Origin of the sequence: Pseudomonas grimontii, from assembly GCF_007858185.1 — a bacterium.
Taxonomy (GTDB): domain Bacteria; phylum Pseudomonadota; class Gammaproteobacteria; order Pseudomonadales; family Pseudomonadaceae; genus Aquipseudomonas; species Aquipseudomonas grimontii.
The window spans coordinates 1-14259 of the sequence record NZ_VFES01000036.1; the positions used below are offsets into that span (position 1 = coordinate 1).

The window sequence follows — 14259 nt, forward strand, 5'->3', positions numbered from 1 at the left end:
GAGTGGGGTCCGGGTGGCGAAAACGTAAGAAATACTCGTCGAATTGATTGTTTTTTGATCATTTGGCGAGTTTAAAAGTTGCGCTAGGTGGTATGCCGGGGAAATACATGGCTACTTCAGACCATCCCTAAGGGATACAGGCTGAGCAATGGAACGGAAATCAACTCATCAGGAATTTGTCGACCTTGCAGTGCAGCTCATGGAGGCCTAGTCCATCGGAGCAGAACCACAGATAGTCTGTGGCCACCCCCTATTGTCCTGCCCCCTCCACCAGCCCAATCTCCTTATCGGTGAGCCCATAAAGCGTGTACACCAACTGATCAATCTGCTTGTCGGTGTTGTGTATCTGGCGCTGCAGCTGGGCAGCGTCCTGCGGAAGTTTTGCGGCTACGAATAGCTTTTGCTGAGTAAGCATCTTGTCTACCAATGTTACTAGCTTGTCATGGGTAGTTTGGTCGATTTTGTTAGTTGGCTCGATGACTCGAATAGGGAATCGACGTGCATCTTTAATGAGTATTTTTTGAAACCGCATCTTGAATTCATCGAGAAATTTTTTGCTGTGATAGAAAGTCATTAACTTACTATTAATGATTCCAAGCAGATACTTCAAATTAAATCCCTGCTTTGCTAGAAGATTGAAAGCGTTTTGGGTGTTATAGAGTTCATCTTCAGTGATAGATGCCCAAATACGTTTGCTCGTCCAATCAATGATCTGCTTTACTAAAATCCGTTGTTCCGAGAAAAAGCGCTGCTGTCGAGCGGCACCAAGCCATGGCCCATAATTAATCCATTGCTCTCCATTCCACTTAACCCAATATCGCCCTACATCATTCCCAGCTAGCAGCGGCTTAAACGTACTCCCTTTCTTACTTGCCGCATGAAATACTCGACCTTTGATCTGATCTTCGGTATGCCCCTTGTATTTATCGTATGGAGTAAGACCCAAGCAAAAATCAGCGCACATTTCCAATGGTACTGTTCGGCTCTCAATTTTTTGCAAAACATTGTTTTCATTAAGCCCGGTATTAAGCGACCACATATAGTCATGAGGCATGGACCATTGTTTATGCGGAACTGAAACACAGGCATGTGAGGTCGAAGGATCAATCACAGATACCCGCTCATATCCTGCATAGTTGATTACCTGAATCGGAGGGGGGATTTTATTTTTCTCTTGGAATACAAAAATTGCGGTATCCACTTTCACATCCCCAGCTGCCACGCCAAACGACTCATTGGGCAAGCGCACTACGCTGGAAACTTGATAGTTATCAACAATCATTTTTCTTAGAGTGCGGTAAGACTCTTGAGTTAACAGCGCAGTAGGAACAATCATGGAGTGAGCGAATTTTTTCTGCTTGCAAATGCCCAATGTTTTCTCAATAAAAGCCGCAAACAGGTTAATCCTGCTATTCGAACAGGAATAGTTCTCAAATAAATACCGCACGTAAATTTCTGGGAGGCTTTTTATATCCACATAGGGCGGATTGCCAATTACCGCATCAAATCCACCAGCTTGGAAAACCTGCGGGAACGCGGCCTGCCAATCGAACACGTTGATACGCTGCACCGCCTCATCGTCGAGTTCTAATTGCATATTATTAAAATCGGGTGAAATAAGGGAGTTCCCGCACTGGATATTAAGATCCAAATCAGGTAGCACTCGATCGTGAAAGAGTTTCATCTGGCTGTTCAATGATTCGCCAGATTCGCCTTCCAGTACTTTCAACAATAATGAAAGCTTGGTAACTTCCACTGCCTGCGTATCGATGTCCACACCATAGATGTGTTCTAGAAGTAAGCGTTTTTTTTCCGCAGTGGTAAGCCTCCAGTTTCCACTAGTAGAGGGACGGATGCGCGCAGCCTTACCTTTACTGTGTTTTACCGTGCCTTCCTCAACATAACGCGCCAGATACCAATCGAGCAGGTATTGATACGCGCCGATAAGAAAAGAGCCTGAACCACAAGCGGGGTCCACGATACGGATGCCCTCGGCCTGCTTGCTAGTCTTTCCTTCCAATAATTTACCGACCGTATGTTGGACGATGTATTGAACTATGTAAGCAGGGGTATAAAACACGCCACCGGCTTTTTTGACTTCTGGTTTGTCCTCGACTACAGCACGACTGCCTGCGGTCAAACGGATTATTTTGCCAAGGAATTGTTCGTATACGCTACCCAGGATGTCCGCACCAAGTACGGAAAACTCGTAGGGACAATCCGGGTAGTAGAGGTTTTTAAAAATTTCTTTGAGCGGCTTGTCATCTATGCTCAGATGTGGCGTGAATTTGTCTGGTGCACCGGCACGTCCCTTTTCTTCAGTGAAATGAAACAGTCCCGAGTTGTAGCGATCATCCGCCTCGCGGAATAGCTTTGTGAGCCGAGCGTAAGTATCTTTACCGTTAACGAGTGCTTGCAACCGACCATAGGGCTCGATACCTCGATCCTCACAAATCCGCAGGAAAATAATGCGGTCTATGGTTTGTTGTACAGCAAAGTTTAGTTCGCGCTGATTTAGATTTGTATTGCGCAGTGCGATATTCCGCGCCAGCAGTACACGCCAGCCTTCAATTTCTTCCAGAAACGCACGGTCTACTTCAGTGGTACCACGCTTGCCTTTGGCGGTACCTGCGTACTTATCGAAAGAACCTTTGAGTACAGCATCCTTGGAAAATATTTCAGCGATCTCACCCCATCTTTCCGCATAGTCACGGAAGGTGCAATAGAACAATCGAGATTTGCTAGCTTTGTCGCTTTTGTTAGGCTTCTGGCGGCAATCATATACAGCAAACTCTTCGAAGTTAGTGACGATGGATAGTGGTAGTTTGGCCGACCAGCCATAGCGGCGCAATTGAAATGCTGGTTCAGCAGCTTCTTTGACATTAACCGAAGGTTTTTTTGCTTCGAGGAAAAACTTGCGCGCACCGCCAACGCGAAAGCTGTAATCCGGCGCGCGAGTAGAGAGACCAACCTTAATCGTGTCTTCGTGAATGACATCTCGATAGGCCTCTGCATAGCCCAAGCTGTTATCCATGTCCCAGCCGAGTGCTTTGAAAAGAGGATCAATGAAGTCGCGCCTAACCTGAGTCTCGTTGTACTGCCCATTGATGTATGCGTCGAAGTTGCGTTCGAAATTTTCTATCAAGGTTAGAATAGTCGATGGGGCGAGCATTTTTCATCCTTCTAAATACATTCATGGGGTCACAAGACCACATAAAATCATAGTACAGTACTGGGGTAGGGGCTACATACATAAAGCCGCCGAACACCGCACTCCTTTATTTACCATTTTATTAAAAAATCATGCTTAATAACTTCTAATATGCCCGATAAAACTGGACTCAGAACTAAATCAACCTGAGTTGCATCGCATGCCCCCTTTGACCAGATCCTTCCTTTACTGACAAGGCGGGTAACTTTCATGCCCCTCCCCTGCCTTCCTGGCTACAACGATAATTGTAGCGATATAGTGGCCGTTGGGAAGAGTTATACACCAACGCGCTGTTGACTTGCGTTGATCTGCTTGACACATTTTGGTCTGCCGTAGATTTTTCGCTTACGAATGGTCGTTTTTAGCCGATTAGGCCTTTCCCAAGGACATCAATGGGCCCAGGCTGTGTGAAAACGCATGCGCCGTTTTGAAGTCTGCGTTGCTACGTAAAATCTGCTCGCGATTGGTCAATCAGCAGATCAGGAATTTGCATAGGAGCGCGATTCTCGTTCCAGTCCTGACTGTCAAATCTGCTCAAAAACGTTTTTACACAGCGTGGGTAGGTTGCTGCCCTAAGCGACAGGCTGCAATCGCCAATAAGGGTCATTCGCAGTCTACGAAACCGTAGGCGATAAAAGTGATGGGTTAAGCGGTCTCTCATCGAGTTCCGCTAACCTGACTAGGACCTAGAATTGGTCTGCGCCCATGATACAATCACCATATTTCTCGCGCATCAACAGACCTAAGTCTTCAGTATCACGTAAAGCCTCAATTTCTGCGCGAGTGATTACAATTACTGCTAAACCATCTCGGTCATACACGCTTCGAAGATGGGCATGAGCTGCTGTGCGATCTTGCGCATCGCCGGTTATTCCATTTGCAGCGACCAAAATACCAAAGTCTACGCGGAATTTTCTGAGCTTTCCTGTAAAGACAGTTAACGTTGCAGAGTTTACAGGTGCCTGCCAGTTCTTACACTCAATAATTAGATGGGTTGGAAGAAAAGGCAAACCATCTCGCAGACGATGGTTGTATAAAAGTATATCGATCTCAAGCGAGCCAGCATTATCGAGAATATTTCTCTTTATCACCCCAACTCCTTCAAGTTGACATAGCGTTTCCGCGACAACTTCTTCTAAAGCGGCACCCTTCTCCGCAGTATTTCCCGCGTCGCCAGCCACAAGCTTATCAGCAATATATACATGGTCGATTAAAGCCATTATCGCACTCCATGTACGATACGATTTCGAGTTTTTCTTATATATTCGCCAAGCTGCCCAGAACTAACTAGACGCTCAAAATCTTGAATCGTTAGCCAAAGCACATTTGGTGAAAGTTGCTGTTCGGGTCGGGGCGGAATCGAAGTAGTAACAACCAAGGCTAGCTCTAGGCGTGCTGACTGTATAAAGTCCCATAGTCGCTGATTAAGTAGGAGAGCATTTTCTAAACTAACATCCCCCTTAACTTCAATCACCACCGGATCCAGCAGTTCAGGGTCTAAATTACCAAGCCACGCAAGTAAATCAGGGCGAAATTTCGCGCCTGGAGTTGACTGAGGCTGGGAAATCGCACTTCCACCCGCTGCGATCACAGCATCAAATACTCTCTTTTCAACAAGAGAATCGAAAGGGCGTACTGGCTGGCGTACCTTGGCCAGCCGAGAAGACGTGTCGTTCTTCGAGCGTTTGGTGCCAGTGCTCACTGATGGCACGGGTGGCGATGCCAAAAATAGGTCTAGATGAAATTTTAGAGCTTCATTATTGGATAGGCTGGCCTTAACAATTGTGAATCGACTGTAATCAATTGGGATTGTGCGAGCTTTGGTCTGGATAAGAAAAACTGGTTTGCCAAGTCCGGCAGCCACTCCGGCTTCAAATGCACCCCGATAATCAGCACTAGTACCGTTTAGAATAACCACTACAAAATCGGCTGCCGCAATTCTATCAGTAGCATCTCTGCCCTCATAGGACTCGTCCTTGGCCCACTCCCAAAATACATCTCGCTCTGCAAGCAGCATAGGAAGAACATCAAGTTCAAGCCCGAATGGAGCGGAGATATAGCATCGCTTAGAACTTGATTTCGAGATATCAGACATGACATTACCGTAGGTATATTGAATATGGCTCAGCGCTAGCACCGCCTAGCACAAACCATATCCTTAAGAAAATAGAAAAACAAGAGACCTTTGCCTCCTCCCCCCGACCGATTACTCGTTATTGACTAAAGTTCAGACTGTGATTCAAGTACGCCCTGTACGATCTCACATTGAGATGTGCAACCTTGCGCCTGATCCAGAATATGACTAGATAGAATAGGGCGAGGCGTTTCTTTTTCATCAGCAGCGTTTACCAAGGGCTGATCGAGAGCAGTAATTCATTGACTGTCTGCTCATGGCCGTTTTTCGCCGGTCGCGACGGGCAGAAATCGGCCAAAAGCAGACATTAACGCCGGAGATAACTGGCGGTTAAAATAAGCTGGCAAAATCGACCATTCAGACGTTCATGTCGATCAATCCGCTAGTCCCTCTCATGCTCGGCCAGCCGGCATGAATGTCCCGCAAGTGGGGCTGTCAACGCCATCGCTCGCCATTCGCATAACCCCCTCGCCGCACGTTGGGCAAACCCGCCCCGCCATCTCGCATGGAGATCCGAGAATGAACTCGCCCCCCATAACCGGGAGCCATTTCTCGCAGCAACGCGGCTCGCGATGAAACGGCAACAGCCCCTGTCGCAGCGCATGCTCACAACGAGCGCGCCCTAGCTCGCCCCCCTACAAAATACCTGTACAGAAATAGCGCTACGCATTTCTACAGCACTCACAGGATTCTATCGGCCCAAAGATGGCCTTGGGCTGTATCGCCGCCAACAGTAGTCAGCCCGATAGCCAGGCCTCTATTTCTCGCGCCTGCCAGAAACCGGTGGTTACTGACCGTTCATCGGGATTGAATAATGTCATTACGACATCACCCCAATATAGTTGTACAAGACTTGTACAGGAATAATAATTTGTACAAGTTTAAGCCAGCTAGGAAATAACGCCGCTACTCGTTGCGTCGAACAAAAGAATACCTGCGCAGGATGCGGACCAAGGGCGAATACATACCCTTGCAGGTGCCCCTAATTGCTCCTCCCATTACGCAGGTACATCATGCCATCGCACACTCCCCGGCTCTCGACACGTACCAGTCTCTATGCCGGCTATGCCAGCCTGCTCGCGTTTATGTTGCTGATCGCCGCTATCTCGCTGTACGCCCTGGCTAACAGCAATAAGGACTTTTTTCTCTACGTTAATGGCGTTGATGCACGTACCCGCCTGGCCAACACACTGAACGACGCCGCCGCCCAGCGTGCCATTGCCCTGCGTAACATCGCCTTGAATAGCAATGTCACCGCGAGAGGACAGCAGCGGGGCGCGATTGCCGTCAACGAACAAATGGTGGCCAGCAGCCTCGCCGCGCTACGCCAGGCAATTGATAACCATGGTGATGTGTCGCCCAAAGCACGTGAACTGTTCTCAACCATCGAGCAGGTCGAGAGCCGCTACAAACCGGTAGCGCACACCATTGCCGAGCACCTGTTCAAGGGTGAAAACGACGAGGCCCTGCGCATGGTCAGCGAGCAGTGCACACCATTACTGGCCGAGCTGACCCAGGCAATTGGCGAATACCTGCGCTACACCAACCAGAAGGCAGACCTGCAGGTCAGCGAAAATGACGCAAACTATCTGTCACAACGCAACCTGCTGCTCGCCATTACTGCGCTGGCCGTCTTACTAGCAGCGGTACTGGGCTACGTCATCAGCCGCAACCTGCTGCGCGCGCTGGGTGCCGAACCGAGTGAACTTAACCAGCTTGCCCAACGGGTTGCCCAGGGCGATTTGCGCGCTAGCGAGCACACGTTTGAGCCACCACAAGCCAGCATCATGGCCGCCCTGCTGAGCATGCAGGAGAACCTGCGGGACATGGCCAAGGGCATAAACCGGTCCTCACAGAGCGTGGCCGAATCCAGCCAGGAGCTTAGCCAATCGAGCCTGAGAAACGCCGAAAGCGTGGCCATGGCACAGTGCGAGGTCGAGCAGATCGTCACCGCCGTTCACCAAATGGCCGCCACCGTGCAGGATGTCGCGCGCAATGCCGAATCCGCCGCCAGTGCCGCCAGCGAGGCCGATAGTGCGGCCCTGTACAGCCAGCAGAAGGCCAAAGATGCCGTCAACATGATCGGCGAGCTGGCCGAGACAATCGAACAGTCCAACATGGCCATGGGCCGGCTGAAGAATGAAACCGGCAATATCGGCGGCGTGCTTGAAGTGATCAAGTCGGTGGCCGACCAGACCAACCTGCTGGCCCTCAATGCAGCCATCGAAGCTGCCCGTGCTGGCGAGGCCGGACGCGGCTTCGCGGTGGTAGCCGACGAGGTGCGCAGCCTGGCACAGCGTACCCAGAAGGCCACCTCAGAGATTGAGGGGCTGATCGCCAGTCTGCAGAAAATTGCCGACGAGACCTCGCAGCATATGCAACGCTGCAAGCGCTCCAGCGCGCAGTCGGTGTCCGGCGTTTCCGAGGCTGGTGACGCGGTAAGCACGATCGTAACCATGATCGAGCGGATCAACGGCATGAACCACCAAATCGCCGCTGCCGCCGAGCAGCAGAGTACCGTTGCCGAGCAGATCAGCCGGGGCATCGTGACCGTCAGCGAAAGCGCCGAGCAATCCGCTGCAGCCTTCCGCAGCGCTCAGCAGGAAAGCGAAGGATTGGCACGCACCAGCGTGACATTGCGAGAGAACATCTCGCGCTTTCAGCTCTAGGGGCTGCGTCGAACCAAGCTGTAGACCATTTCAACCGGCAAGCGCTGGCGTGCTTTGCAATAGCCGCCGGCATGCGTGCTGCACGCGTGCGGACCCAGGTTTCACCCTCAGAAGAAGCGCGGTCAAATCAGCTGAACGCGCGCTGGCCGGTTATTAACGCTTCACACACACAAACAACGCATTCCCGGTCACGCCTTCCCAAGGCGTGATCCGCTCATAGTCATGCTCAAACACCTGCACCTCGAAGTACGGTTGTAACAGCGCCTGCAATTCAGTGAAACTCAGCGCCACCATGGTGTGCTCATCCTGCCAGGCCTCAGTCACCCCCGCCGTGGTCTTCTCGATGCTCAGGCGCAGCGCCTGCTGCTGCCCTTCTCCGCTGTAATGCCAGCCGGAGCCGAAGGTGAAGTGGCTGCCTTCAAAGTCGACGCTATGGCGTACGAGCAAGCGGTTGTCGATGTGCAGTTTGTCCACCGCGTTGAAGCAGAACACGCCGTTTTCTGCGAGTGCGCCGTGCACGCTGGCGAGGCAGGCACGCAGTTGGGCCAGATCGGGGTTGTAATGGGTTGAGTACAGGAAGCAGGTGATCAGGTCTTGCGGTTCGTCCACCTGGAAACCGGCCATGTCCTGGCGGCTGAACTGTGCTTCGGGGCAGCGCAGTTGGGCGAGGTCCAGCATCGGTTGGCTGATGTCCAGGCCGGCGCTGTGGTAGCCGAAGTCGAGGAAGTGGCGCACATGGGGCCCGGTGCCGCAGGCAAGGTCGAGGTGGCGGTGCCCGCTGTTACCGAACAGTTGGTGCAGGCGGCGTACGCTGTGGCTCTGCGCGCGGTAGTCGATGTCGGCGCACATCAGGTCGTAGTAGATGGACAGGTCGGTGTACAGCGCGTTGGAGGACATAAGTGGCCAGAGAGTTCGGCGGGAATTTCGCGGCGCCATGGTAACCCAGTCCTGAGCGTAAACCGCTACACTCGCGCCTCAACCATCCGCCAAGGAGGCAACCATGAGCGTTCGCGGTCAAGACCGACAGATCGACAATATCGAGTTCAACGTAGGCGACATCGCCCGCAGCAAAGCCTTTTACGGCGCCGTTTTCGGCTGGGTATTCGTCGATTACGGCCCCACCTACACCGAGTTCAGCGATGGCAGGCTGACCGGCGGGTTCACTACCGGGGAGCCCGTTCGACCGGGTGGCCCGCTGGTGATCCTGTATGCGGATGATCTTGAAGGCACGCAGCAGCGGCTCAAATCCGTCGGCGCCGTGATCAGCCGCGAGACCTTTTCGTTCCCCGGTGGCAGCAGGTTTCACTTCATTGATCCGGACGGTTATGAACTGGCGGTGTGGACGGCGCAACCGTAGGTTGGCCACAACGCCAGGTGTGGAAGCGCAGTTGCGCTCCCACAAGCTGGCGAGCCCCGCTACTGCAACGGCACATAAATATCGGTCTGCCATTGATCCTGCGGGGTCTCAGGAGAAATGCTCAGGTATTCGAAAAACAAGGGCTGGTCTCGAAGCTCCTCGCCGCTGCCAGGCAGCCAGTCGCGGTAGATCGGATAGATCGACTCTGCGATGTGATCCGGTGAACCCACGTGACGCACCACCACACAGCGCCCGCCCGGGATGACGCGTTCAGTGATGCCGAACTTATTCGCTGCCAGCGCCTCTTGAATTTCGCCGCAAATGGCAAACCGAAACGCCTCGGCCGGGGTGGTATCAGGATTGCCGAAAGGAATACCAAAGCTGCGACTTGAAGCCACCGGCGACTGTCCGCTGTGCATGCGCCACGCGATGAATGTCTGCACGCTTTCATTCACGAGCCCTGGGTCGCCGCAGTGCTCGAATGCCGCCACCGTGACTGCGTGAAACTCCACAATTCTTACCTGCATGATGATGCTCCTGGAAAAATGAGGGACGCTGAACACCGCACGCCAGAGCTGCCAGTTCGGTCGCTTGCTGAATGCACTCGGCGCCATGCCGAACGCGCGCCTGAACGCCCTGGAAAAGGCTTCGGGGCTTTCGAAGCCGGCGCCCAACGCCGCCTCCAGCACCGAATAATCAGCGCGGGAAGACAAGCCATGCGCCGCGCGTCGTAGACGCATCAATTGCACATAGCGCGCAACAGGCATGCCCACGAACGCGGTGAATTGCCGATGGAAGTGAAACGCCGAAAAATGCGCCACTTGGCTCAGCGTCTTCACCGACAAGTCACCTTCAAGATTCGCGTCGATATAGGCGAGTACAGCGTCGAAGCGCTTTGTGTAGGCGGCGTTGCCTGGCAAGTCAGACACGGGTTGGAAGCTCCGGGGTATGCGTTGGACGATAGGATCGACTATACCGACATGCCTGCGCCTAGCCGTACTTGCTGAGGTGTATGTGCCTCGTCGCCCCCTTAAGTGATCGCTGGCCCCGGGTCTGGAAGCTTGGCAATCACCTTGATCTCAAACTGGTACCCATACAGCCACGTAACCCCTACGCCAGTCAGCGTCGGGTGTGGCGCCTCGCCCCAGAACTCCGGCACCACCTTCCAGATCGTCTCGAACCTGGACTCGGGATCAACGATAAACACCGTCACGTCAATCACATCGTCGAAGGTGCACCCGGCAGTGCTTAGGATCGCATTCAGGTTGTTGAACGCCAGGCGCACCTGATCCTCCAGATCGGGCTCGGGCGAGCCGTCTTCATGGCTGCCGACCTGTCCTGAGACGAATAAAAAGCCATTGGACTTGATGGCCGGCGAATAGCGATTGCGCTCATACAGCGCCTGGCGGCCAGGCGGAAAAACCACATCACGCGACGTCATGGATGCCTCCAGCAAAGGGTCGAAACTGACCCGCAATTAACGATGGGCAGACTCTAAGGGCTTGTGCCAGGGCGATAAACCAGCAACCTTAGCCAGCACTGTTTGTGAAACCCAAACAATCGATCGCCGAGGCCGTCATGGACCGTTTTGATGCAATGCAGGCATTTGCTCGTGTGGTGGAAGCCGGCAGCTTCACCAAGGCCGCCGAAACCCTGCACATGAGCAAGACCACCGTGACGCAACTGGTGCAGCAGTTGGAGGCACGCCTGCGGGTCAAATTGCTTAACCGCACCACGCGCAAAGTCAACGTCACGGCCGACGGAGCCGTGTATTACGAGCGCGTGCTGCAACTGCTGGCCGACATGGACGACGCCGAGACCAGCCTGTCCGGCGCGGCCACGCTGCCCAGGGGGCGCTTGCGCGTGGATGTGCCAAGCCCGCTGGCGAGCATGATCCTGGTGCCCGCATTGCCTGCGTTTTACGCCCGGTACCCGGACATCCAGATCGACATGGGTGTCAGCGACCGTATCGTCGACATGATCGATGAGAACGTCGATTGCGTGGTGCGCGGCGGCGAACTCATCGACCAGTCGCTGATGGCCCGCCGGGTAGGCGACCTGCCGCTCGGTGTCTTCGCCGCGCCGAGCTACCTGGCACGCGTGGGCACGCCCGCGCATCCGCAGGAACTGGAAGACTCGAATCATCGTATCGTCGGCTTCCTATGGGCCCGCACCGGCAAACCCGTGCCCTATACCATGCGCAAGCAGCTTGAAAGCCTGCAGATCAAGGGCCGCTACGCCTTGGCGGTCGATGACGGCAATGCCTACCTCGCCGCCGGCCTGGCCGGTCTTGGGGTGCTGTGGCTGCCCACCTACATGTCGAAGGCCTTCGAGGCGCGGGGCGAATTAGTGCCGTTGTTCGAGGACTGGGACCTTGATCCGATGCCGCTTTACGTGGCCTTTCCGCCAAACCGGCATATCAGCCTCAAGTTGCGCGTGTTTATCGAGTGGGTGGCGGAGTTGATGGCAGTGCATGCGCCTGTCGGGGAGCCGCGCAGGAGGTAGGCACCCGATTGAGACAGCGCCCGCTTTGGCGAGCGCCACCTTCATTAACTAGCGGCTGATCAGGCCTTGCTGGCCGCCTCCTCCAAAGCCTTTTCAGCGTTGAACCCGTCGAAGTTCTCGAACACGCCCATGAACCCCGGCACAGTCACTTCTCGCGCCCAGTCACGCTGCAATTCGCAATACATCTGCACCCGGCTGATGAGCTTTGCGCCAGCCTGTTCCATTCTGCGCAACGCGGCCTCATGCGCGCAGAGCGATGTACCGCCGACCGCATCGACCGGCACATACACGTCATAGCCTTCCTGGATCGCGTCGAGCACCGGAAATGTCAGGCAGGCTTCGGTCCAGAGTGCGGTCATGATGAGTTTCTTGCGCCCGAGCGCCTTGACCGCCTGCTTGAACTCGGTGTCCTCCCAACTGTTGATCGAGGTACGGTCATAGGTTGGCAAATGGCCGAGCACCTCCTGGAGTGCCTGGATCGGTGGCTTGTTGCGCCCGGTCGCGACGTTGACGGTCGAGTGAATGATTGGAAGGTTATAGTTGAGCGCCGCCTTGGCGACGCTGGTGATGTTGAAGACGAGTTCATCACGCGGCATCGAGCGGATCGACGAAACCTGAACGGGCTGGTAATCAATGATGATCAACGCCGAATTTTCCGGGGTCAGGAGTGAGTCGGTGTGGGGGTTGCGGAGAGTCTCGCTTGCCATGGGCAAATCCTTTTTTATGGGTGACGCACGTTTGTGAAAGGGCCGAAGCCCGTGCGGGTAACGGATTCCAGGACACGCTCGGATGATGCCGTGCCTGGAAAATCCATTGTGCTGTTCCCATGTTCGATGCAGTAGTAGCATTCCGAGGCGAGCTGTGTCGCGCAAAGGGGAACGCAAGCATGGATATCGAAGAACTGCAGACGTTTGTGGAAGTGGCGGATGCCGGGGGGATTTCACAGGCTGCGCTGCGGCTTGGCGTGTCGAAGTCGATCGTCAGTCGCCGACTGGCGCGGCTGGAAACAGAGCTGGGCGTGCAATTGCTGGCACGCTCGACTCGCGGGGCGTCGCTCACCGAGGCTGGCGCGACGTTCCGCGACTACGCCGCCAGAGTCTGCACCGAGATCGACATCGCCAGGGAGACAATCCTGCCCGCCGGCCCCCTTCGCGGACGCTTGCGCGTCGCGGTCCCCCTGTCGTTCGGCCCGACTCACTTCGCGCCGGTACTCGCGGAAATGGCACGCCGTCATCCTCAGTTGCACCTGCAGACCTGCTACAGCGACCGCTTCGTCGACTTGATTACCGAGGGGTACGATTGCGCAATCCGGGTGGGTTACCTTCAGGATTCCAACTTGATCGCCAGGCGTATTGGCCCGGTCTATACCAAGCTCGTCGCGAGCCCGGACTACATCAAGGCGCACGGCGCACCCCAGATGCCGGACGAACTGCAGGCCCATCAGGCGCTCACGCAGGGCACCGAAGCCTGGCAATTCATCGAGGGCGGCAAGATCGTCACGGTTCGCCCGCAAGGACGCTTCAAGGCCGACAACGGCACCGCCCTCGCCGCCGCCGCGATCGCAGGCCTTGGCGTCGCTTACCTGCCCGATTGCCTCACCCATGAACACGTGGCATCCGGCGCACTTGTGCCGATCATGACCAACCATCCACCACCACCGGCCGGTGCTTACATCCTCCGCCCGCCAGGCCCGCACCCCACCCGAAAAATACGTGTCCTCATCGAACTGCTGATCGAGTACTTCGGCGAATCCCCGCACCTTGCGGTACCACCGCGGTCACATCAGGACGAAGCGCTGGCGTAATGCCGACGCACAGCAGGCGCGACAGGCCCGCCCCTCAAGCGAATGGCGAGGAGATGTGATTTGCCTCTACGCGAGCAACACTCAAGGCGTCGAACTGCGTTTCTTGCAGACACCACGGCGCTGATTCTGTTTTTCACGACCACCGGCATCATTAATGAACGTTTCATTGCCGGCATGACGTGGGATCAGGTCCTTCATGCCCGCCTCCTGGGAGCCGCCCTGATGGTTCCAGTCGCCAGACCCTACGGCATCTGGCGGGACTGGGTGATGAAGCGAGCCAGTCAGGGTCGGCTTTCCAGATTGCTCTGGGACAGTATCGCCCTGGTCAGTTTCCAGGTGCCCATCTATGCCGCGATCATTGCCATCAGTGGCGCATCAGGGAGTGGCCTGGTGCGTGGAACTGTGGGCGCGGCGGTGATGATGTTGGTGCTGGGGCGACCTTATGGGGCGTTTCTTAACGGAGTACGCAAGCTGTTTGGCTTGCCTGCGGGGGGTGACAGGCCGATGTCGTTGAACAGTTGAGGGGCTGCTATTGGCCGATTTCTGCCGTTCGTGACGGGCAGAAATCGGCCAGAATCG

Annotated in this window: 12 protein-coding genes; 5 read left to right on the forward strand and 7 right to left on the reverse strand. The window is 54.8% G+C overall.

The annotated features are described in order from the left end of the window. Window positions 1-250: 250 nt before the first annotated feature. The 3 genes from FIV39_RS31240 to FIV39_RS31250 all read right to left on the reverse strand — a co-directional run bounded on the left by FIV39_RS31240 (window position 251) and on the right by FIV39_RS31250 (window position 5306). Window positions 251-3172 carry an Eco57I restriction-modification methylase domain-containing protein gene (locus FIV39_RS31240; RefSeq protein WP_146371690.1) on the reverse strand — a complete coding sequence of 974 codons (2922 nt, stop codon included), beginning with the start codon at window positions 3170-3172 and terminating at the stop codon, window positions 251-253. A gap of 725 nt (window positions 3173-3897) precedes the next feature. Further along, the gene (locus FIV39_RS31245; RefSeq protein ID WP_090403670.1) at window positions 3898-4431 is read right to left on the reverse strand and encodes a restriction endonuclease; all 534 of its coding nucleotides are present in this window, start codon (window positions 4429-4431) and stop codon (window positions 3898-3900) included. After that, entirely contained in the window at window positions 4431-5306 is an 876-nt protein-coding gene (locus FIV39_RS31250; RefSeq protein WP_143513865.1) for a nucleoside 2-deoxyribosyltransferase, read from the reverse strand. Before FIV39_RS31250 ends, FIV39_RS31245 begins: the two co-directional genes overlap by 1 nt. 1052 nt (window positions 5307-6358) lie before the next feature. Between FIV39_RS31250 and FIV39_RS31255 the strand changes: the two genes are divergently transcribed. Beyond that, a complete protein-coding gene (locus FIV39_RS31255; protein WP_090403668.1) occupies window positions 6359-8014 on the forward strand; it encodes a methyl-accepting chemotaxis protein in 1656 nt (551 codons plus the stop codon). A gap of 153 nt (window positions 8015-8167) precedes the next feature. Here the strand turns inward: FIV39_RS31255 and FIV39_RS31260 are convergent, their stop codons facing one another. Then, window positions 8168-8911 (reverse strand): class I SAM-dependent DNA methyltransferase, encoded by a 744-nt coding sequence (locus FIV39_RS31260; RefSeq protein WP_167361110.1) that lies wholly within the window; start codon window positions 8909-8911, stop codon window positions 8168-8170. Between the two features lie 103 nt (window positions 8912-9014). On the opposite strand from FIV39_RS31260, the gene FIV39_RS31265 reads away from it, so the two are divergent. After that, entirely contained in the window at window positions 9015-9371 is a 357-nt protein-coding gene (locus FIV39_RS31265) for a VOC family protein (RefSeq protein WP_090403663.1), read from the forward strand. Window positions 9372-9430: 59 nt separating this feature from the next. Here FIV39_RS31265 and FIV39_RS31270 read toward each other — a convergent pair whose 3' ends face one another. Then, entirely contained in the window at window positions 9431-10300 is an 870-nt protein-coding gene (locus FIV39_RS31270) for an AraC family transcriptional regulator (RefSeq protein ID WP_090403661.1), read from the reverse strand. 101 nt (window positions 10301-10401) lie between these two features. After that, entirely contained in the window at window positions 10402-10812 is a 411-nt protein-coding gene (locus FIV39_RS31275) for a RidA family protein (RefSeq protein ID WP_090403658.1), read from the reverse strand. A 137-nt stretch (window positions 10813-10949) separates the two neighbouring features. Between FIV39_RS31275 and FIV39_RS31280 the strand changes: the two genes are divergently transcribed. After that, window positions 10950-11876, forward strand: a complete 927-nt coding sequence (locus FIV39_RS31280; RefSeq protein WP_090409941.1) for a LysR family transcriptional regulator — start codon at window positions 10950-10952, stop codon at window positions 11874-11876. A 59-nt stretch (window positions 11877-11935) separates the two neighbouring features. On the opposite strand, the gene FIV39_RS31285 is transcribed toward FIV39_RS31280, so the two are convergent. After that, the gene (locus FIV39_RS31285) at window positions 11936-12583 is read right to left on the reverse strand and encodes a hydrolase (RefSeq protein ID WP_090403656.1); all 648 of its coding nucleotides are present in this window, start codon (window positions 12581-12583) and stop codon (window positions 11936-11938) included. Between the two features lie 179 nt (window positions 12584-12762). On the opposite strand from FIV39_RS31285, the gene FIV39_RS31290 reads away from it, so the two are divergent. Continuing rightward, a complete protein-coding gene (locus tag FIV39_RS31290; protein WP_090403653.1) occupies window positions 12763-13680 on the forward strand; it encodes a LysR family transcriptional regulator in 918 nt (305 codons plus the stop codon). A 147-nt stretch (window positions 13681-13827) separates the two neighbouring features. Next, window positions 13828-14202 (forward strand): L-alanine exporter AlaE, encoded by a 375-nt coding sequence (alaE, locus tag FIV39_RS31295; RefSeq protein WP_244176482.1) that lies wholly within the window; start codon window positions 13828-13830, stop codon window positions 14200-14202. Window positions 14203-14259: the final 57 nt, after the last annotated feature.

Bases quoted from the DNA above. Each gene is read 5' to 3' on its own strand.
- FIV39_RS31255 (WP_090403668.1), top strand. From the start codon at position 6,359: ATGCCATCGCACACTCCCCGGCTCTCGACACGTACCAGTCTCTATGCC.
- FIV39_RS31245 (WP_090403670.1), bottom strand. From the start codon at position 4,431: ATGGCTTTAATCGACCATGTATATATTGCTGATAAGCTTGTGGCTGGC.
- FIV39_RS31240 (WP_146371690.1), bottom strand. From the start codon at position 3,172: ATGCTCGCCCCATCGACTATTCTAACCTTGATAGAAAATTTCGAACGC.
- FIV39_RS31280 (WP_090409941.1), top strand. From the start codon at position 10,950: ATGGACCGTTTTGATGCAATGCAGGCATTTGCTCGTGTGGTGGAAGCC.
- FIV39_RS31260 (WP_167361110.1), bottom strand. From the start codon at position 8,911: ATGTCCTCCAACGCGCTGTACACCGACCTGTCCATCTACTACGACCTG.
- FIV39_RS31265 (WP_090403663.1), top strand. From the start codon at position 9,015: ATGAGCGTTCGCGGTCAAGACCGACAGATCGACAATATCGAGTTCAAC.
- FIV39_RS31275 (WP_090403658.1), bottom strand. From the start codon at position 10,812: ATGACGTCGCGTGATGTGGTTTTTCCGCCTGGCCGCCAGGCGCTGTAT.
- FIV39_RS31285 (WP_090403656.1), bottom strand. From the start codon at position 12,583: ATGGCAAGCGAGACTCTCCGCAACCCCCACACCGACTCACTCCTGACC.
- FIV39_RS31250 (WP_143513865.1), bottom strand. From the start codon at position 5,306: ATGTCTGATATCTCGAAATCAAGTTCTAAGCGATGCTATATCTCCGCT.
- FIV39_RS31290 (WP_090403653.1), top strand. From the start codon at position 12,763: ATGGATATCGAAGAACTGCAGACGTTTGTGGAAGTGGCGGATGCCGGG.